Annotated in this window: 18 protein-coding genes; all 18 read left to right on the top strand. The window is 64.3% G+C overall.

The window, feature by feature from the left end; all coding sequences use genetic code 11:
• The first annotated feature begins 2 nt into the window (after positions 1-2).
• The 18 genes from nuoF to ACP69S_RS08005 all read left to right on the top strand — a co-directional run bounded on the left by nuoF (position 3) and on the right by ACP69S_RS08005 (position 18,859).
• Positions 3-1,322, top strand: a complete 1,320-nt coding sequence (gene nuoF, locus ACP69S_RS08090) for an NADH-quinone oxidoreductase subunit NuoF (protein WP_425996075.1) — start codon at positions 3-5, stop codon at positions 1,320-1,322.
• A gap of 4 nt (positions 1,323-1,326) precedes the next feature.
• The gene (gene nuoG / locus ACP69S_RS08085) at positions 1,327-3,387 is read left to right on the top strand and encodes an NADH-quinone oxidoreductase subunit NuoG (RefSeq protein WP_425996073.1); all 2,061 of its coding nucleotides are present in this window, start codon (positions 1,327-1,329) and stop codon (positions 3,385-3,387) included.
• A gap of 6 nt (positions 3,388-3,393) precedes the next feature.
• Positions 3,394-4,461, top strand: coding sequence for an NADH-quinone oxidoreductase subunit NuoH (gene nuoH, locus ACP69S_RS08080; protein WP_425996071.1), 1,068 nt, complete (start codon positions 3,394-3,396; stop codon positions 4,459-4,461).
• Positions 4,461-4,700: a hypothetical protein gene (locus ACP69S_RS08075; RefSeq protein ID WP_425996069.1), complete on the top strand. Its 240-nt coding sequence runs from the start codon at positions 4,461-4,463 to the stop codon at positions 4,698-4,700. The genes nuoH and ACP69S_RS08075 overlap by 1 nt, the downstream gene beginning before the upstream one ends.
• 5 nt (positions 4,701-4,705) lie before the next feature.
• A complete protein-coding gene (nuoI, locus tag ACP69S_RS08070) occupies positions 4,706-5,197 on the top strand; it encodes an NADH-quinone oxidoreductase subunit NuoI (protein ID WP_425996067.1) in 492 nt (163 codons plus the stop codon).
• An 83-nt stretch (positions 5,198-5,280) separates the two neighbouring features.
• Positions 5,281-5,898, top strand: coding sequence for an NADH-quinone oxidoreductase subunit J (locus ACP69S_RS08065; RefSeq protein WP_425996065.1), 618 nt, complete (start codon positions 5,281-5,283; stop codon positions 5,896-5,898).
• On the top strand, positions 5,895-6,200 hold the full coding sequence (nuoK, locus tag ACP69S_RS08060; protein ID WP_425996063.1) for an NADH-quinone oxidoreductase subunit NuoK: 306 nt from the start codon (positions 5,895-5,897) through the stop codon (positions 6,198-6,200). Before ACP69S_RS08065 ends, nuoK begins: the two co-directional genes overlap by 4 nt.
• A gap of 8 nt (positions 6,201-6,208) precedes the next feature.
• A complete protein-coding gene (gene nuoL, locus ACP69S_RS08055; RefSeq protein WP_425996061.1) occupies positions 6,209-8,293 on the top strand; it encodes an NADH-quinone oxidoreductase subunit L in 2,085 nt (694 codons plus the stop codon).
• A 10-nt stretch (positions 8,294-8,303) separates the two neighbouring features.
• Positions 8,304-9,788 (top strand): NADH-quinone oxidoreductase subunit M, encoded by a 1,485-nt coding sequence (locus ACP69S_RS08050; protein WP_425996059.1) that lies wholly within the window; start codon positions 8,304-8,306, stop codon positions 9,786-9,788.
• Positions 9,789-9,795: 7 nt separating this feature from the next.
• Positions 9,796-11,235 carry an NADH-quinone oxidoreductase subunit NuoN gene (gene nuoN / locus ACP69S_RS08045; RefSeq protein ID WP_425996057.1) on the top strand — a complete coding sequence of 480 codons (1,440 nt, stop codon included), beginning with the start codon at positions 9,796-9,798 and terminating at the stop codon, positions 11,233-11,235.
• Between the two features lies 1 nt (position 11,236).
• The gene (locus ACP69S_RS08040) at positions 11,237-11,998 is read left to right on the top strand and encodes a biotin--[acetyl-CoA-carboxylase] ligase (protein ID WP_425996055.1); all 762 of its coding nucleotides are present in this window, start codon (positions 11,237-11,239) and stop codon (positions 11,996-11,998) included.
• Positions 11,995-12,774, top strand: coding sequence for a type III pantothenate kinase (locus ACP69S_RS08035; RefSeq protein ID WP_425996293.1), 780 nt, complete (start codon positions 11,995-11,997; stop codon positions 12,772-12,774). Before ACP69S_RS08040 ends, ACP69S_RS08035 begins: the two co-directional genes overlap by 4 nt.
• Positions 12,774-14,453, top strand: coding sequence for a ribonuclease J (locus ACP69S_RS08030; protein WP_425996053.1), 1,680 nt, complete (start codon positions 12,774-12,776; stop codon positions 14,451-14,453). The genes ACP69S_RS08035 and ACP69S_RS08030 overlap by 1 nt, the downstream gene beginning before the upstream one ends.
• Positions 14,454-14,560: 107 nt before the next feature.
• Complete coding sequence (gene mce, locus ACP69S_RS08025; RefSeq protein ID WP_425996051.1) at positions 14,561-14,980, top strand: methylmalonyl-CoA epimerase; 420 nt, start codon at positions 14,561-14,563, stop codon at positions 14,978-14,980.
• Positions 14,980-15,240, top strand: coding sequence for a DUF1467 family protein (locus ACP69S_RS08020; RefSeq protein ID WP_425996049.1), 261 nt, complete (start codon positions 14,980-14,982; stop codon positions 15,238-15,240). Before mce ends, ACP69S_RS08020 begins: the two co-directional genes overlap by 1 nt.
• Before the next feature lie 331 nt (positions 15,241-15,571).
• Entirely contained in the window at positions 15,572-16,900 is a 1,329-nt protein-coding gene (gene proS, locus ACP69S_RS08015) for a proline--tRNA ligase (protein ID WP_425996048.1), read from the top strand.
• The gene (locus tag ACP69S_RS08010) at positions 16,900-18,180 is read left to right on the top strand and encodes a lipoprotein-releasing ABC transporter permease subunit (RefSeq protein WP_425996047.1); all 1,281 of its coding nucleotides are present in this window, start codon (positions 16,900-16,902) and stop codon (positions 18,178-18,180) included. The genes proS and ACP69S_RS08010 overlap by 1 nt, the downstream gene beginning before the upstream one ends.
• A complete protein-coding gene (locus tag ACP69S_RS08005) occupies positions 18,173-18,859 on the top strand; it encodes an ABC transporter ATP-binding protein (RefSeq protein ID WP_425996046.1) in 687 nt (228 codons plus the stop codon). Before ACP69S_RS08010 ends, ACP69S_RS08005 begins: the two co-directional genes overlap by 8 nt.
• The last annotated feature ends 26 nt before the right edge of the window (positions 18,860-18,885 follow it).

The raw sequence follows: 18,885 nt of genomic DNA, 5'->3' as shown, positions 1-18,885 counted from the left end.
TCATGGTCGGTATCCTCGAAGACAAGGACCGCATTTTCACGAACCTCTATGGTCTCCACGATTGGGGCCTTGAGGGCGCGAAGAAGCGCGGCTGCTGGAATGGCACCAAGGATATCCTGGACGCGGGTCGCGAGTGGATCATCGACAACATGAAGAACTCCGGCCTTCGCGGTCGGGGCGGGGCTGGCTTCGGCACCGGCCTGAAGTGGTCGTTCATGCCCAAGGAAGTGAAGGACGGTCGTCCGCACTATCTGGTCGTCAACGCCGACGAATCCGAACCGGGCACCTGTAAGGACCGGGAGATCATGCGGCATGACCCGCACCTCCTGATCGAGGGCTGTCTGATCGCCTCGCGCGCCATGCTGGCCCACGCCTGCTACATCTATATTCGCGGCGAATACGTCCGCGAGCGCGAAGTGCTGGAAGCCGCCATCAAGCAGGCCTACGAGGCCAAGCTGGTGGGCAAGAACAACGTCCATGGCTGGGACTTCGATATCTACGTCCACCACGGCGCCGGCGCCTATATCTGCGGCGAAGAGACGGCTCTGCTGGAAAGCCTGGAAGGCAAGAAGGGTCAGCCGCGCCTGAAGCCGCCGTTCCCAGCCGGCGCGGGCCTATACGGCATGCCTACGACCGTGAACAACGTCGAGAGCATCGCCGTCGCCGGCACCATTCTGCGTCGCGGCGCGGCCTGGTTCGCGGGCTTTGGCCGCCCCAATAACACCGGCACCAAGCTCTTCTGCGTGAGCGGGCACGTCAACACGCCCTGCAATGTCGAAGAGGCCATGAGCATCCCGTTCCGCCAGCTGATCGAGGATCACTGCGGCGGCATCCGGGGCGGCTGGGGCAACCTGAAGGCCGTGATCCCGGGCGGCTCGTCGGTACCGATGATCCCCGCCGAGCAGTGCGAAGACTTGCCGATGGATTTCGACGCCCTGCGCGCCCTGCGTTCGGGCCTGGGCACCGCCGCTGTCATCGTGATGGACAAGGACACCGATCTGGTCCGCGCCATCGCCCGCCTGTCGTACTTCTACAAGCACGAGAGTTGCGGCCAGTGCACGCCTTGCCGCGAAGGCACCGGCTGGATGTGGCGGGTCATGGAACGCATGGTCACCGGCGAGGCCGATCCCAAAGAGATCGACACCCTGCTGGACGTCACGACCCAGGTCGAGGGTCACACCATCTGCGCCCTAGGCGATGCGGCCGCCTGGCCGATCCAGGGCCTGTTCCGGCACTTCCGCCACGAGGTGGAAGACCGGATCGCATCCTATCGTAGCGGTCGCCTGCACGTGCAGGGCGCCAAGCTGATCGCGGCGGAGTAACGAAATGGCTATCGCCAAGGTCAACGGCGTCGAGGTCGAGTTCGAGCCCGGCATGACGGTTCTGCAGGTCGCAGAACTGGCCGGGGAAGAGATTCCGCGCTTCTGCTACCACGAGCGCCTCAGCATCGCCGGCAACTGCCGCATGTGCCTGGTCGAGGTGAAGCCCGGCCCGCCGAAGCCGCAGGCGTCCTGCGCCCTGCCGGCCGCTGAGGGCCAGGAGATCTTCACCAAGACCCCGATGGTCAAGAAGGCCCGCGAAGGGGTGATGGAGTTCCTGCTCATCAACCACCCGCTGGATTGTCCGATCTGCGACCAGGGCGGCGAGTGCGATCTACAGGACCAGGCCATGGGCTATGGCCGCGACGACAGCCGCTATGAAGAGAACAAGCGCGCGGTCGAAGAAAAGGCCATGGGCCCGCTGATCAAGACCGCGATGACGCGCTGCATCCAATGCACGCGCTGCGTCCGCTTCATCACCGAAGTCGCCGGCTCGCCGGAAATCGGCCTAATCTCGCGCGGCGAAGACGTTGAAATCACGACCTATCTGGGCGCGGCGGTGACGTCGGAACTGTCGGCAAATGTGATCGACCTCTGCCCGGTTGGCGCCCTGACTTCCAAGCCCTACGCCTTCGAGGCGCGGCCTTGGGAGCTGACGAAGACCGAGAGCGTCGACGTCATGGACGCGCTTGGCTCGGCCATCCGCGTCGACGCTCGTGGCAATGCGGTGCTTCGCGTGCTGCCGCGCGTCAACGAGGACGTCAACGAGGAGTGGATCTCCGACAAGACACGCTACGCCGTCGACGGTCTGCAGCGTCAGCGTCTTGACCGCCCCTATGTCCGCGTCGCCGGACGTCTGCAACCCGCGACCTGGGGGCAAGCCTTCACGGCCGTGGCCGAGAAGATCAAGGCGACCTCAGCTGACCGCATCGGCGTCATCGCCGGCGACCTGCAGGACGCCGAAAGCCTGAAGGCGACCAAGGACCTCTTCACCGCCCTGAGCGTGAAGAACCTCGACGCCCGCCAGGACGGCGTGGCTCTGGGCTCGGGTCCGCGCGAGAGCTGGATTTTCAACTCGACGATCGCCGGCATCGAGAACGCTGACGTCGTGCTGCTGATTGGCACAAACCCGCGAGTCGAGGCCCCGGTGCTGAACACCCGCCTGCGCAAGCAGTGGCTGGCGGGCAAGGTCCGCATCGGCGTGATCGGCGAGCAGGGCGACCTGACCTACGAATACGACTACCTCGGCGCTGGTCCGAAGACCCTGTCGGGCCTCTCCAACAGCAAATCCGACTTCGTCGCCGCCCTGAAAAACGCCGAGCGCCCCGCGATCATCGTCGGCCAGGGCGCCCTGACTCGCGCCGATGGCGCGGCGGTGCTCAAGGCCGCCGCTGGCGTGGCCAAGGCGTTCAACGTTGTGAAGGCCGGCTGGAACGGCTGGAACGTCCTGCACACCGCTGCCGCCCGCGTGGCCGGCCTCGACATGGGCTTCGTCCCGGGCGAGGGCGGCCTGACTGCCGGTCAGATGTTGAAGCCGGGCGCGCTGGACGTGCTCTTCCTGCTGGGCGCCGACGAGTGTGAAACCGCGACTTTGCACGCCTTCAAGATCTATCTGGGCACCCACGGCGACGCCGGCGCACACAAGGCCGACGTCATCCTGCCGGGCGCGGCCTATACCGAGAAGAACGGCCTCTATGTGAACACCGAAGGACGCGTCCAGATGGGCGAACGAGCGGTGTTTCCGAAGGGCGAGGCCAAGGAAGACTGGTCGATCCTGCGGGCCCTGTCCGAGATCCTCGGCCATAAGCTGCCCTATGACAGCCTGGACCAGCTGCGCGCCAAGCTGTTCGCCGACCACCCGACCTTTGGCCAGATCGACTACGCGCCGGGCTCGACCCCCACCGTGTTCGACATCGCGGCCCTCGGCGGCGCGGGTGAACTGGCCGACACGCCTTTTGAGAACGCCATCAAGGCCTTCCACCTGACCAATCCCATCGCGCGCGCCAGCGTGACCATGGCCGAGTGCGCGGCCGTGACCTCGGGCGCAGCCAAGATCGCGGCGGAGTAGGCAGACATGAGCGAGTTCTTCTCCAACCCTGCCGTAACCTGGACCCTGCTGACAACGGGCGGCATCCTGCTGGTCGTGATTTGGGTGCTGCTCAGCCTAGCCTTCCTGCTGCTGGCCGACCGCAAGATCTGGGCCGGCGTGCAGATGCGCAAGGGCCCCAACGTAGTGGGGCCGTTCGGCCTGCTGCAGTCCTTCGCCGACTTCTTCAAGTTCGTACTGAAGGAGATCATCATCCCGTCGGGCGCCGACAAGGTGGTGTTCATCCTGGCGCCGCTGCTGAGCTTGGTCTTGGCCTTTGTCGGCTGGGCGGCCATTCCGTTCGCGCCCGGCTGGGTCGTCTCCAACCTGAACGTCGGCATCCTCTACCTGCTGGCGATGAGCTCACTGGGCGTCTACGGCATCATCATGGGCGGCTGGGCTTCGAATTCGAAGTACCCGTTCCTGGGCGCGCTACGCTCGGCGGCGCAGATGGTTTCGTATGAGGTCTCGATCGGCCTGATCATTATTACAGTGATCCTGCTGGCCGGCTCGATGAACCTGACGACCATCGTGCAAGCGCAGTCCGGCTGGTTCTGGAACTGGAACGTCTTCGGCGGCGGCCTCAAGAACATTGTCCTGTTGCCGGTCATGGTGGTGGCCATGGGCATGTTCTACATTTCGGCCTTGGCCGAGACGAACCGCCCGCCCTTCGACCTTCCGGAAGCCGAATCCGAACTCGTGGCCGGCTATCAGGTCGAATACAGCTCGACACCGTACCTGCTGTTCATGGTCGCCGAATATTCGAACATCGTCCTGATGTGCGCGATGATCAGCGTCCTGTTCTTCGGCGGCTGGAACCCGGGTTTCCCGACCGACTTCCTGGTGAGCTGGGGTTGGTGGGGTAACTTCTTCCTGGCCTTGGTGTTCTTCGCCAAGATCTGCTTCTGGTTCTTCATGATCGCCATGGCCAAGGCCATCGTGCCCCGTTACCGCTACGATCAACTGATGCGTCTGGGCTGGAAGGTGTTCCTGCCGACCGCGCTGGTGCTCGTGGTTCTGGTTTCGGCCTGGCGCGTGTTCGGTCCGGGCGCGTGATGAACCGCCAAGCCGCCATCGCCCTATTGGGTCTGACCTTCGCCTCGCTCGCCGCCTGTTCGGCCACGATGGCGCCGGACAGGTCCTATTCTCTGGGGCGTGGCGTCGTGAACTACGACGAGCTCCGCCGGGCCGGTGACAAGTGCAAGGCCGAGGGCGGAACTCTGCAAGCCAAGCAGGACGGGGGAGATCCCGCCCAGCTTTCAAACTACACCTGCGTCATTCCGAAGGGTGATTGACGGCCATGATGCAACGCATTTCCCAGGCGATTAAGGGCGCGGCCCTTCTCGACTTCGCCGGCGCCTTTGGCCTCGCGATGAAGTACATGATCGCGCCGAAGAAAACCGTGATCTATCCGAACGAGCGCAACCCGCAGTCGCCGCGCTTCCGGGGCGAGCACGCGCTGCGTCGCTATCCGTCGGGCGAAGAGCGCTGCATCGCGTGCAAACTGTGCGAGGCCATCTGCCCCGCCCAGGCGATCACCATTGAGGCCGAACCGCGCGAGGACGGCAGCCGCCGCACGACCCGCTACGACATCGATATGGTCAAGTGCATCTATTGCGGCCTGTGCCAGGAGGCCTGCCCGGTGGACGCCATCGTGGAGGGGCCAAACCTCGAATTCGCGACCGAGACGCGCGAAGAGCTCTATTACGACAAGGAACGTCTTCTCGATAACGGCGACCGCTGGGAACGCTTGATCGCGAAGAATCTGGAGTTGGACGCGCCTTACCGTTAAGGACGGGCGGCGAATCCGAAGGGGACGGCGCGCCATTCGGCGATGTCGTCATGGATGTAGTTTTCAGGGGAGCACCTGGGCCAATGGCCTTGCAGGCGATCGCTTTCTATTTGCTGGCTTTCACAACGCTGGCGGCGGGTATCCTCGTCGTCTCGGCGCGAAATCCCGTGCACTCGGTGCTATTCCTGATCACCGCCTTCTTCTCGGCCGCCGGTCTCTTCGTCCTGCTGGGCGCGGAGTTCCTCGCGATGCTGCTGATCGTCGTCTATGTGGGCGCGGTCGCGGTGCTGTTCCTGTTCGTGGTCATGATGCTGGACGTCGACTTCGAGGAACTGCGCAAGGGCTTTGGCCAGTACCTGCCGATCGGCGGTCTGGTGGCGGGCGTGCTGACGCTGGAGATGATCTTCGTCGCCGCGACGGTGGCCACCAATGGCAAGGCGGGCCAGAACGCCAATCCGATGGCCTCGCCAGAAGGCGTGAGCAACACCGAGGCGATCGGCCGGGTGCTCTACACCGACTACGCCTTCTTCTTCCAGCTGGCGGGCCTTGTCCTGCTGGTGGCCATGATCGGCGCCATCGTGCTGACCCTGCGCCACAAGCCAGGCGTTCGTCGCCAGAACATCGCCAATCAGGTGGCCCGTTCGCCGAAGACCGGCATGGAACTGGTCCAGATCAAACCGGGTGAGGGGATCTCCGAATGATCGGCCTGTCGCACTATCTCGTTGTCGCCGCGATCCTCTTCACGATCGGCGTCTTCGGCATCTTCGTGAACCGCAAGAATATCATCGTCATCCTGATGTCGATCGAGCTGATCCTGTTGGCGGTGAACATCAATCTGGTCTCGTTCTCGGTCTATCTGCACGACGTAGTCGGCCAGATCTTCGCGATGTTCGTGCTGACCGTCGCCGCGGCTGAAGCGGCCGTCGGCCTGGCCATTCTCGTCACCTTCTTCCGAAACCGCGGCGACATCGCGGTCGACGACGCCAGCATGATGAAGGGCTAAGCGACGTCATGCAGACGATAGTCACCATTATTCTCTTCGCCCCGCTGCTCGCGGCGATCATCGCGGGCCTGTTCGGGCGTCGCATCGGCGATGTCGCATCCCAGGCGATCACCACCGGCGCTCTTGTGATGGCCTGCGGCCTGTCCTGGTACACGTTCAGCCAGTGGACCTGGGGCCACATGCAGGCCTTCACGGTCACCCTGCTGCCGTTCATCCATATCGGCGATTTCGTTTCCAACTGGTCGATCCGCATCGACGCCCTGTCGGCGGTGATGCTGATCGTGGTCACGACGGTTTCGGCCCTCGTGCACATCTATTCCTGGGGCTACATGGCCGAGGATGACAGCAAGCCGCGCTTCTTCGCGTACCTGTCGCTGTTCACCTTCGCCATGCTGTCGCTGGTCACCGCCGCCGACTTCATGCAGCTGTTCTTCGGCTGGGAAGGCGTGGGCTTGGCCTCGTATCTGCTGATTGGTTTCTGGTTCAAGAAGCCGACCGCCAGCGCCGCCGCCATCAAGGCATTCGTGGTCAACCGCGTTGGCGACTTCGGTTTCGCCCTGGGCATCATGACCACCTACTGGGCGTTCGGTACGATCCAGTTCGCCGAGCTCTTCCCGCAAATCGCCGGCGCCGCCGGCCGCACCTGGGAGTTCGCGGGCCACACTTGGCCGCTGATGGATATCGCCTGCTTCCTGCTGTTCATCGGCGCGATGGGCAAGTCGGCGCAGTTCTTCCTGCACACTTGGCTGCCGGACGCCATGGAAGGCCCGACCCCGGTCTCGGCCCTGATCCACGCGGCGACCATGGTCACCGCCGGCGTCTACATGCTGTGCCTGCTGTCGCCAATGTTCGAATATGCGCCTGTCGCCAAGAACATCGTCACGGTGATCGGCGCGATCACGGCCCTGTTCGCGGCCACGGTTGGCCTGACCCAGAACGACATCAAGCGGGTCATCGCCTATTCGACCTGTTCGCAGCTGGGCTACATGTTCTTCGCGGCCGGCATTGGCGCGTATCAGGCGGCGATGTTCCACCTGTTCACCCACGCGTTCTTCAAGGCGCTGCTGTTCCTGGGCGCCGGTTCGGTGATCCACGGCATGCACCACGAGCAGGACATGCGGAAGTACGGCGCTCTGGCCAAGCTGTTGCCGGTGACCTTCATCGCCATGACCATCGGCACCATCGCCATCACGGGCCTCGGCTTCCCGCCGTTGCACCTGGGCTTCGCCGGCTTCTACTCGAAGGACACCATCATCGAGGCGGCCTTCGCCGCTGGTGGTGAGAACTCGATCGCGATGTTCGCCTTCGTGATCGGCCTGCTGGTGGCCGGCCTGACCGCTTTCTATTCCTGGCGGCTGGCCTTCTTCACCTTCAACGGCCATGCGCGCTGGGGTCATGACGATCATGGCCACGATGCTCATGCCGCCCATGGCCATGACGACCACGCCTCGCACGCCCAGATCGAGACCCATGACGAGCCGCTCCCAGACGCTCACGCTCACGGCGATCATGGCCACAGCCATGGTCACAAGCCGCATGAGAGCCCGCTGATCATGCTGTTCCCGCTGGTCGTATTGTCGATCGGCGCCATCTTCGCGGGGTTCGTGTTCGTCGACTTCTTCGTGGGGCGCCACCAAGAAGAGTTCTGGCGCGGCGCGATCTACAATGCGCCGACCAACCATGTGCTGCACGACGCCCACGAGGTTCCGACCTGGGTGAAGTGGTCGCCGTTGGTCGCCTCCGTCCTGGGTCTACTGGGCGCCTTCTACGTCTACGTGCTGAAGGAAGGTCTAGGCGCCAAGCTAGCGGCCCGCAACGGCCCGCTCTACGTGTTCTTCTACAACAAGTGGTTCTTCGACGAGCTGTACCAGGCCACGTTCGTACGGTTCGCCAAGTTCCTCGGCGACCTGTTCTGGAAGGGCGGAGACCAGAAGATCATCGACGGCTTCGGGCCGGATGGCGTCAGCGCCGTCAGCTACGAGGTCGGCCGCCGGACCGGCAAGCTCCAGACCGGCTACGTCTATCACTATGCGTTTGTCATGCTGCTCGGCGTCGCCGGCCTGCTTGGCTTCGCTCTTTACGCCTTCCGTTGAGGACGGATCGATGACCGGCCTTCTCAGCCTCACCACCTTCGCCCCACTCGCCGGCGTGGCCGTCCTTCTGGCGGTCCGCGCCATCAAGGGCGATAACGCGGCCACCGACAACATGGCCAAGTGGATCGCCCTGGCGACCACCCTGGTCACCTTCGCGCTGTCGATCGTGATGGTCGCGCAGTTTGACGCGGCAAACCCTGGCTTCCAGTTCGTGGAAGACTTCGCCTGGTTCGCGGGCCTGCACTACCGCATGGGCGTGGACGGGATCTCGATCCTGTTCGTCCTGCTGACGGCGTTCCTGCTGCCGATCTGTATCCTCGCCAGCTGGCGCTCCATCGAGAAGCGGCTCGTCGAATACCTGATCTGCTTCCTGGTGCTGGAGACCCTGGTCATCGGCGTGTTCTGCGCGCTGGACCTGATCCTCTTCTATCTGTTCTTCGAAGGCGGCCTGGTGCCCATGTTCCTGATCATCGGGATCTGGGGTGGCAAGCGACGCATCTACGCGGCCTACAAGTTCTTCCTCTACACGCTGCTCGGCTCGGTGCTGATGCTGGCCGCGATCCTGGCGATGATCACCATCTCGGGCACGTCTTCGATCCCCGAACTGATGACCTTCAAGTTCGCCCCGTGGCTCCAGACTTGGCTGTGGCTGGCCTTCTTCGCTTCGTTCGCTGTGAAGATGCCAATGTGGCCGGTCCACACCTGGCTTCCCGACGCCCACGTCGAGGCGCCCACGGCCGGTTCGGTCATCCTGGCGGGTGTCCTGCTGAAGATGGGCGGCTACGGCTTCATGCGCTTCAGCCTGCCAATGTTCCCGAATGCGTCGGAGATGTTCCAGCCACTGGTGTTTGCGATGTCGGCCATCGCCATTGTCTACACCTCGCTGGTCGCCTTCCGTCAGACCGACATCAAGAAGCTGATCGCCTATTCGTCGGTGGCCCACATGGGCTTCGTGACCATGGGCATCTTCTCGGGCAACGCAGCGGGCGAGCAGGGCGCCATCTTCCAGATGCTGAGCCACGGGGTGATCTCCGGCGCGCTCTTCCTCTGCGTCGGCGTGGTTTATGATCGCATGCACACCCGCGAGATCGCCTTCTACGGCGGCCTGACCAACCGGATGCCCTGGTACGCGGCGACCTTCCTGCTGTTCACCATGGGGAATGTCGGGCTGCCGGGCACTTCGGGCTTCGTCGGCGAAATCCTGACCCTGACGGGTGTCTACCAGGCCTCGACCTGGACGGCTCTGGTCGCGACCAGCGGTGTGATCCTGTCGGCCGTGTACGCTCTGACGCTCTATCGCCGGGTGATGTTCGGCGAGATCGTCAACCCCGAGCTTAAGACGATCACCGATCTCGACAAGCGCGAGATCCTGATCTTCACCCCGCTGATCATCTCGACCCTGGTGCTCGGCATCTATCCGAATTTCGTATTTGACCTGACCGCGTCGTCCGTCGACGCGCTGGTCGGCGCCTGGCGCGCCGCCGTGGCCGGGTGAGGGACTGATGACGCTTTCAGCCAATCTTTCGCTGATCCTGCCCGAGGTCATCCTCGCGGTTTCGGCCCTCGTCCTGCTGGTCTGGGGCGCCTTTCAGGGGCGCGTCACGGCCGCGTTCACCCTGGCCAGCGTCGCGGCCCTGATCGCGGCCGCCGTCGCGGCCGTCGTCGGTCCGCATGGCCACGCCTTCAACGGCGTCTATTCAGCCGACGCGGCGGCGACTTACGCCAAGGTGGCGATCTTCGTCTCGAGCGCCATCGGCATCGTCCTGGGTGATCGCTGGCTGGCCCAGCGCGGCGATCAGAAGTTCGAATATGCAGTACTGGTGATCCTGGCGGCGCTTGGCATGGGCGTCACCGCCTCGGCCGGCGACCTGATCAGCCTCTATATGGGCGTCGAACTGCAGTCCCTGGCTCTCTATGTCCTGGCGGCTTTCCGTCGCGACGACGCCAAGGCCTCGGAGGCCGGCTTGAAGTATTTCGTGCTCGGCGCTCTGTCGTCGGGTCTTCTGCTCTACGGGTCGTCGCTGATCTACGGCTTCGCGGGCTCGACCCGCTTCGCCGACATTGCCGCCGCCGCTCACGACGCGCACGGCATGGGTCTGCTGTTTGGTCTGGTGTTCCTGATCTGCGGCCTGGCATTCAAGGTCTCGGCCGCGCCTTTCCACATGTGGACGCCGGACGTTTATGAGGGCGCCCCGACCCCGGTCGTCGGCTTCTTCGCCGCGGCGCCAAAGCTGGCCGCCATGATGATGTTCGCCCGGGTGCTGGGCGACGCCTTCCCGGATTCGGTGGCCCAATGGCGTCAGGTCCTGGTGATCGCCGCCTTGATCTCGGTCTTCGTCGGCGCCTTCGCGGGTCTGGCCCAGACCAACCTCAAGCGCCTGTGGGCCTATAGCTCGATCGCCAATGTCGGCTACGCCCTGCTGGGCGTCGCTACCGGTGGTGAGACGGGCCTGCACGCCATGCTGGTCTTCATGATCCTCTACATGGTCGACGTCACCGGCTTCTTCGCTTGCCTGCAGGCCCTGAGCCGCGATGGCAAGCCGATGGAAACCATCGAGGACATGGCCGGCCTGATCAAGGAACGCCCGGGAATCGCCCTGGCCATGACCGCGTTTTCGCTGTCGGCCCTGGGCCTGCCGCCGTTCTCGGGCTTCTGGTCGAAGTTCTACGTGTTCAAGGCAGCGCTCGGCACGGGCGATGTGATGATGCAATGGGCCGCCGTGCTCGGTCTGATCGGCAGCGTCGTCGGCGCCTTTTACTATCTACGCCTGATCAAGAGCATCTGGTTCGACGCCTCCAAGGGCGCCGTGGACGCTCCGGCTCCGGCGGCGCGTGCGGTGGGCTTCGCCGCCGCCCTGTTCGCCTTCCCGGTGGTGCTGGTCGCGCTGGTCTGGCTCGATCCGGCAGCCAAGGCCGCTGCCGCGGCCTTTGGCCACGCGTGACGTGACGGGCGTTCCCTCACTTTCCAAAGGGCCGCCCGTCGTCGTTCTCGACGAGATCGACTCCACCAACGCCGAGGCCCGTCGCCGTGCTGAAGCGGGCGAGGCGGGGCCGCTGTGGCTACTGGGTTTGCGCCAGACCGCTGGCCGCGGTCGGCGGGGGCGCGCCTGGGAGACGGGCGAAGGCAACCTCGCCGCCACCTTGCTGTTTTCCACTGACAAGCCGCCCGCAGAAGCCGCTCAGGTCTCGTTCGTCGCGGCCCTGGCCGTGGCGGATCTTCTGGCTGCTTATGCGCCAGCGTCGCTGGTCAGCTTGAAATGGCCCAATGACCCAATGCTGGGCGGGCTGAAGGTCAGCGGCATCCTGGTCGAGTCAGGAAGTCGCCCGACCGGCGGGCTGTGGATCGCGGTCGGCGTTGGCGTCAACCTGGCCCGCAAGCCGATCGACAGCGAGCGCCCCGCCACGGCCCTGACGACCCATCGCGCCGCGCCGCCGCCGTCCCCGGTCGATGCCGTCGAAGTCCTCGCCGAAGCGTTCGAGCGCTGGTCGCAAGTATGGCTCTCGCTGGGCTTTCCCGCCATCGCCGATGCCTGGACGGCGCGCGCCCATGGCCTGGGCGAACCCTGCGTGGCGCGGCTGGGAACTGAGACCGTCGAGGGCGTCGCCGAGGGCCTCGACGGCGACGGCGCCCTGAGGCTTCGGTTGCCTGACGGCCGGTTGCGGCGCATCACGGCCGGCGATGTCTTCTTCGGCGAGGCGAACTGATGCTGCTGGCGATCGAGCAGGGCAATACCAACACCATGTTCGCCATCCATGATGGCCAGAGCTGGATCGCCCAATGGCGCTCGGCCACCGAAAGCACGCGTACGGCCGACGAATATGTCGTGTGGCTGTCGCAACTGCTGTCGATGCAGGGGCTGGGCTTTCGGGCCATCGACGCCTGCATCATCTCCAGCGTCGTGCCGCAATCGATCTTCAACCTGCGCAACCTGTCGCGCCGCTATCTGAACGTCGAGCCCTTGGTGATCGGCGAGAACGCCAAGCTGGGCGTCGATGTCCGCATTGAAAAGCCCTCCGAGGCGGGCGCTGACCGCCTCGTCAACGCCGTGGGCGCCAACATGGTCTATCCGGGTCCGCTGATCGTTATCGACAGCGGTACGGCGACCACCTTCGACATCGTGGCCGCCGACGGCGCCTTCGAAGGCGGCATCATCGCGCCCGGCATCAATCTTTCCATGCAGGCCCTGCACGAAGCAGCCGCTAAACTGCCGCGTATCGCCATTCAAAGACCGGCCCGCGTGGTTGGCAAGGATACGGTGGGCGCCATGCAGTCAGGTGTCTTCTGGGGCTATATCGCCCTGATCGAAGGCCTGATCACCCGTATCAAGGCCGAACGCGCCGAACCCATGACCGTGGTCGCCACTGGCGGCGTCGCATCCCTGTTCGAGGGCGCAACCGACAGCATCGACCACTTCGATCCCGACCTGACCATTCGTGGTCTCCTCGAAATTCACCGCCGCAACACCATCTCAGAGACCTGATGACAAAATCCTCCCAAGACGAACTCGTCTTCCTGCCGCTCGGCGGGTCGAACGAGATCGGTATGAACTTCAACCTGTATGGCTTTGGCCCGGCTCACGCTCGCAAGTGGATCGTGGTCGATCTGGGCGTCACCTTCGGCGACCAGACGACGCCCGGCGTCGAGATCATCCTGCCGGATCCCGAATATATCGAGGCCTATGCCGACGATATTCTCGGCATCGTCCTTACCCACGCGCATGAAGACCACCTGGGCGCGGTGCACTGGCTGTGGCCCCGCCTGAAGGCGCCGGTCTACGCCACCCCGTTCACGGCCTTCCTGCTGCGCGAAAAGCTGCGCGACGCGCGGCTGCTGGATGAGGTGTCGATCACCGAAGTGCCGCTGGGCGGCAAGTTCTCGATCGGCCCGTTCGATCTGGAAATGATCACGCTCACCCACTCGATCCCCGAGCCGAACGGCCTGGCGATCAAGACACCGCTGGGTACGATCCTCCACACCGGCGACTGGAAGATCGATCCCGATCCCCAACTGGGTGAAGCCACCGACATCGACGCCATCCGCAAGCTAGGCGACGAGGGCATCCTCGCCATGGTCTGCGACAGCACCAACGTGTTCGTCGACGGCGTGGCGGGTTCGGAAGCCGACGTACGCGTGGCGATGAACCGGCTGATCGCCGGTCTGACGGGCAAGATCGCCGTGGCCTGCTTCGCCTCGAACGTCGCCCGTATGGACACCGTGATCCGCGCCGCCCAGGCTGCCGGCCGCAAGGTCTGCCTGGCCGGCCGTTCGATGCATCGCATGAGCGCCGCGGCGCGCTCGGTCGGTCTGCTGGTAGGCGTCGAGCCCTTCATCACCGACGACCAAGCCAAGTACCTGCCCGAGAACGAGGTCCTGTTCCTCTGCACCGGCAGCCAGGGCGAGGCGAGGGCGGCTCTGTCGCGTATCGCCGAAGGCACCCATCCGCATGTGAAGCTGTCGCAAGGCGACCACGTGGTCTTCAGCTCGCGTGTCATCCCGGGCAACGAGATCCCGATCCGCAATCTGCAGAACAAGCTGGCCGATCGCGGCGTGCGTCTGCACACCGAACGCGACACCCCCGGCATCCACGTCAGCGGCCACCCGTGCCGCGACGAGCTGAAGCAGATGTACCAGTGGGCGCGTCCCGAGATCGCCGTCCCGACCCATGGCGAGCGCCGCCACCTGATCGAGCACGCCGCCTTCGCGCGTGACCTTCAGGTTCCGCAGCAGGTGACTCCGCGCAACGGCGACATGGTGCGCTTGGCCCCAGGCCGCGCCGAAATCATCGAAGAGGTTCCTGCTGGCCGGCTCTATGTCGATGGCGGGGTGGTCACGGCCGAGAATGGTCAGGCTCTGCGCGAACGTCGCCACGTGGCGTTCAACGGCATGCTGGCTGTGTCGATTGTTCTGGACGGCAAGAACCGTATCGTCTCGGGTCCGCAGGTTCGGGGTCTAGGCTTGGCCGGCGACAACGAGTATCCGCTCGGCGAAGCCATGGACGATCTGGCCGAAGAGGCCGAGACCGCCTTCAAGCGCCTGGGCGGTGACCAGAAGGAGCAGGACGAGGCGATCGAGAACGCCATCTCCCGCGCCGTGAAGAAGGCGGCGTTCCGAATCTGGGAGCGCAAGCCAGTCGTCGAGACCACGGTCCTGCGCGTCTGATCTCAGACAGGAGCCGCCCGGGTACAAACCATTGCGGGCGGCTCTTTTCGCACCGCAGCACAGGTGTTAGGCCTTCGCCCAAACAACAAACGCGCGGGAGCAGGATCATGATCGGCAAGCTAAACCATGTGGGCGTCGCCACGCCGTCGATCGACGAGTCGCTGAAGATGTACCGTGACCTGCTAGGCGCCACCTCGGTCACCGAGAAATGGGCGATGCCGGAGCAGGGCGTCTGGGTCTGTTTCGTCAACCTGCCCAACAGCCAGATCGAGCTGATCGAGCCCTATGGCGAAAAATCCCCGATCCATGGCTTTCTCGCCAAAAACCCCAAGGGCGGCCAGCACCACATCTGCTTCGAGGTCGAGAACATCTACGAAGCCCGCGACGCCCTTGTCGCCAAGGGCGCCACTGTTCTAGGCGAGCCGCGCATTGGGGCGCATGGTACGCTGATCATCTTCGTTCACCCCAAGGACATGGGCGGCCTGCTGGTCGAACTCATGGAGACGCCAAAGGACGCGCATCACTGATGGGCCCGATCACCGGCATCGCGATTTTCCTGACCATCTGGTGGACGGTTCTGTTCGTCGTCCTGCCCTTGGGCTCGCGCAGCTATCATGAGATGGGAATCAAGCCTCCAGGCGGCGGTGATCCCGGCGCGCCGGTGAACCCGAATCTGAAGCGCAAGTTCTTCACCACCACCTGGGTGTCGGCTGCGGTGTTCGCCGTGCTTTGGCTGATCATTCGCTTCAACCTGATCCAGCTGCCCACGTTGCCCGCCACCTACTAGAAGGTCGGCGGCGCCCAACCCTTGGGCGTCGCGCGATCTTTCTCCCCGCAATCGCTCAAGCCTTGGGCGAAATGCCCTAATGCGCCGCGCGGGCCGCATGCGCGTGCCCCAACACATGTTCGGAGGCCTAAGGTGTTCCTACGAGATCAGCACTCCTGATCTCACTCTGTGGCGTCTTCCCCGACGATGACTTTCAAGGCTGCGCGAGGATCGCGCGGCCTTCTTTTCGTCCCGAGCACGCGTTCCGGTCATCTTTTCGCCGCGCGCGTTGCCAAGCTGACGGCCAAGAGGCTATCTCAGGCCCTCGCATTTTCTCGGAGACGTCTTTCTGATGCGCCTGTCGCGCTATTTCCTGCCCGTGCTGAAAGAAGCGCCCTCCGACGCCCAGATCGTGTCGCACCAACTGATGCTGCGCGCCGGCATGATCCGCCAGGAAGCGGCGGGCATCTATGCCTGGCTGCCGCTGGGCCTGCGGGTGCTGAACCGCATCGAGCAGATCGTTCGCGAAGAGATGGACCGCGCGGGCGCTATCGAGCTCCTGATGCCGACCCTGCAGCTGGCCGACCTGTGGCGCGAGTCGGGCCGCTACGACGCCTACGGTCCCGAGATGCTGCGCATCACCGATCGCCACAAGCGCGAGCTGCTCTTCGGCCCCACGGCCGAGGAAGTGGTCACCGACATCTTCCGCGCCTCGGTGAAGAGCTACAAGGAACTTCCCAAGAACCTCTACAACATCCAGTGGAAGTTCCGCGACGAGACCCGCCCGCGCTTCGGCGTGATGCGCGGCCGTGAGTTCCTGATGAAGGACGCCTACAGCTTCGACCTCGACGCCGAGGGCGCGCGCAAGTCCTACAACCGCATGTTCGTGGCCTATCTGAACCTGTTTTCGCGCATGGGGCTGAAGGCCGTGCCGATGCGCGCCGACACCGGCCCGATCGGCGGCGACCTGAGCCACGAGTTCATCGTCCTGGCCGACACTGGCGAAAGCGCCGTGTTCTGCCACAAGGATTTGGTCGAGATGGCGGTGCCTGGTCCCGACGTCGACTGGTACGGCGATCTCCAACCACTGGTCGATCAGCGCACGGCGCTCTATGCCGCGACCGAAGAAATGCACGACGAAGCCGCGTTCGCCCAGGTGCCCGAGGGCGACCGCCTCTCGGCGCGCGGCATTGAGGTCGGCCACATCTTCTCGTTCGGGACCAAGTATTCCGAGCCGATGCGCGCCCTGGTCACTGGCCCGGACGGCAAGGACGTTCCTGTTCAGATGGGCTCCTACGGCGTCGGCGTTTCGCGCCTGCTGGGCGCGATCATCGAGGCCAGCCATGACGATGCCGGCATTATCTGGCCGGAATCCGTGGCGCCCTTCGATGTCGGCATCATCAACATGCGCCAAGGGGATGCGGCCTGCGATGCAGCCTGTGCCACCGCCTACAAGGCGCTGACATCGGCCGGCAAGACGGTGCTGTATGACGACACCGACGCTCGTGGCGGCGCGAAGTTCGCGACCATGGATCTGATCGGTCTGCCCTGGCAGATGATCATCGGTCCAAAGGGCATCGCGGAGGGTGTGGTCGAGATCAAGAACCGGGCGACTGGTGAACGCTCGACCGCATCGCTTGAGTCCGTCCTGGCGGGCCTCACTCAAAGCAAGGCTGGGTAATGAGCGATCTCAGGGCGGCCGGACCGTTCAGCCGTTGGGAGCGGTCCGTCGCGCGGCGGTATCTGTTCGCCAAACGCAAGAACGGCGGCGTCGCCCTGATTTCAGTGATCTCGTTCTGCGCGGTGATGCTGGCCGTCTTCGCTCTGATCACCGTCATGAGCGTGATGAACGGTTTCCGGGCTGAATTGCTGGGTCGGATACTTGGCTTCAATGGCCACCTCTACGCCCAATCGCCGCTGATCAATGGTCCCGACCGGGATGGCGTCATCAGCCGCATCCGCGCCGTGCCGGGCGTGATCCAGGCCGTGCCTGTGGTCGAGGCCCAGGCGATGGTCATCGGTCCGAGCCAAGTGACGGGCGCCATTGTGCGCGGCGTCACGCCTCGCGATCTGCGCGGCCTGAAGATCATCGCCGAGAATATCAAGAAGGGCTCGATGGCCGGCTTCGGCCAGGGCGAGTTTGGCGGCGATCTCGTCCTGATCGGCGACCGGATGGCCATCAATCTCGGCGTCGCGCCGGGAGACGCCATTACCCTGATCTCGCCTTCTGGCCCGGCGACGGCGTTTGGGACCTCGACGCGCGAAAAGGACTACATCGTCGGCGGCATCTTCAGCGTCGGCATGAGCCAGTTCGACGAGGCCTACGTCTATATGCCGCTGGAGCAATCGCAGCTGTTCTTTGGGCGCGACACCTCGGTCGACTATGTCGAGATCAAGGTCGAAGATCCCGACGACGCCAAGACGCTGAAGCCCGCCGTCGAGGCCGCCAGTGGTCCGGGCGCGCTGGTCGCCGACTGGATGGACAAGAACCACAGCTATTTCACGGCCCTGCAGGTCGAGCGGAAGGTGATGCGCCTGATCCTGTTCTGCATCGTTGCCATCGCCACGCTGAACATCATCTCCAGCCTGGTTATGCTGGTGAAAAACAAGGGCAAGGACATCGCCATTCTTCGGACGATAGGGGCTGGCCAAGCCTCGATCCTGCGCATCTTCGTGATGGCTGGGGCCTCGATCGGCGTGGCCGGAACTCTCGCAGGTCTGCTGCTGGGCGTCTTATTTTGCGCCTATATCACCCCGATCCAGAACTTCGTGGAATGGGTCACGGGAACCGCCGTCTTCAGCGCCGACGTCTATATGCTCTCGCACATTCCGGCCAAGATCGACTGGTCGGAGGTCGGCAGCATCGTCGGCCTTTCGGCTCTGATGAGCGTCGCCGCGACCTTGCCGCCAGCCTGGCGCGCCTCGCGCATCGATCCAGTGGAGGCGCTGCGCTATGAGTGATCCCGTGCTGTCGCTGCGCGGCGTCGAACGCGTCTACAAGACCGAAGCCGGGGATCTGCCTGTCCTGCGCGGCGTCGATATTGACGTCTACCCCGGCGAGGTCGTCGGACTGATAGGTCCGTCGGGTTCGGGCAAGTCATCCCTTCTGCATTCGGCCGGTTTGCTGGAACGCCCCGACGCGGGTCTCGTGGCTCTGGGTGGTCGCGACTGCTCGAAACTCTCGGAGCGGGTGCGCACCCGCATCCGTCTGGGCACTGTGGGGTTCGTCTATCAGTTCCACCACCTGCTGCCTGAGTTTAGCGCGCTCGAGAACGTGGCCATGCCCGGCATGATCGCCGGACGTACTCGGGCCGACGCCGAGGCGCGGGCTCTGGAGCTGTTGACCGAGCTTGGCCTCAACGCTCGCGTCAACCACCAGCCCGCCCAGATGTCTGGCGGCGAACAACAGCGCGTGGCTATCGCCAGGGCGCTCGCCAACAAGCCTCAGCTGCTGCTGGCTGACGAGCCGACCGGCAATCTGGATCCGGCGACCTCGGCCGCGGTATTCCAGTCGCTCTATAGCCTGGCGCGCGGCCAAGGTGTCGCCGCGCTGATTGCGACGCACAACATGGATCTGGCCCGCTATATGGATCGGGTCTTCGCGCTCCGGGACGGGCACCTGGAGCCTCAGACCTTCTAGAGCCCTTTCCGACCTGATGGCTTCAT

It is taken from the genome of Caulobacter sp. DWR1-3-2b1, from assembly GCF_049895765.1.
Lineage (GTDB): Bacteria > Pseudomonadota > Alphaproteobacteria > Caulobacterales > Caulobacteraceae > Caulobacter.
The sequence above is the reverse complement of the archived record's forward strand: the minus strand, read 5'-3'. Positions and strand labels throughout refer to the sequence as shown.

What these genes read in the sequence shown, in the direction of transcription:
- nuoI (WP_425996067.1), top strand. Translation starts at nt 4,706, where the DNA reads ATGATGCAACGCATTTCCCAGGCGATTAAGGGCGCGGCCCTTCTCGAC.
- ACP69S_RS08065 (WP_425996065.1), top strand. Translation starts at nt 5,281, where the DNA reads ATGGCCTTGCAGGCGATCGCTTTCTATTTGCTGGCTTTCACAACGCTG.
- ACP69S_RS08005 (WP_425996046.1), top strand. Translation starts at nt 18,173, where the DNA reads ATGAGTGATCCCGTGCTGTCGCTGCGCGGCGTCGAACGCGTCTACAAG.
- nuoF (WP_425996075.1), top strand. Translation starts at nt 3, where the DNA reads ATGGTCGGTATCCTCGAAGACAAGGACCGCATTTTCACGAACCTCTAT.
- proS (WP_425996048.1), top strand. Translation starts at nt 15,572, where the DNA reads ATGCGCCTGTCGCGCTATTTCCTGCCCGTGCTGAAAGAAGCGCCCTCC.
- nuoH (WP_425996071.1), top strand. Translation starts at nt 3,394, where the DNA reads ATGAGCGAGTTCTTCTCCAACCCTGCCGTAACCTGGACCCTGCTGACA.
- ACP69S_RS08030 (WP_425996053.1), top strand. Translation starts at nt 12,774, where the DNA reads ATGACAAAATCCTCCCAAGACGAACTCGTCTTCCTGCCGCTCGGCGGG.
- ACP69S_RS08050 (WP_425996059.1), top strand. Translation starts at nt 8,304, where the DNA reads ATGACCGGCCTTCTCAGCCTCACCACCTTCGCCCCACTCGCCGGCGTG.
- mce (WP_425996051.1), top strand. Translation starts at nt 14,561, where the DNA reads ATGATCGGCAAGCTAAACCATGTGGGCGTCGCCACGCCGTCGATCGAC.
- nuoG (WP_425996073.1), top strand. Translation starts at nt 1,327, where the DNA reads ATGGCTATCGCCAAGGTCAACGGCGTCGAGGTCGAGTTCGAGCCCGGC.
- nuoN (WP_425996057.1), top strand. Translation starts at nt 9,796, where the DNA reads ATGACGCTTTCAGCCAATCTTTCGCTGATCCTGCCCGAGGTCATCCTC.
- ACP69S_RS08020 (WP_425996049.1), top strand. Translation starts at nt 14,980, where the DNA reads ATGGGCCCGATCACCGGCATCGCGATTTTCCTGACCATCTGGTGGACG.
- nuoL (WP_425996061.1), top strand. Translation starts at nt 6,209, where the DNA reads ATGCAGACGATAGTCACCATTATTCTCTTCGCCCCGCTGCTCGCGGCG.
- nuoK (WP_425996063.1), top strand. Translation starts at nt 5,895, where the DNA reads ATGATCGGCCTGTCGCACTATCTCGTTGTCGCCGCGATCCTCTTCACG.
- ACP69S_RS08075 (WP_425996069.1), top strand. Translation starts at nt 4,461, where the DNA reads ATGAACCGCCAAGCCGCCATCGCCCTATTGGGTCTGACCTTCGCCTCG.
- ACP69S_RS08010 (WP_425996047.1), top strand. Translation starts at nt 16,900, where the DNA reads ATGAGCGATCTCAGGGCGGCCGGACCGTTCAGCCGTTGGGAGCGGTCC.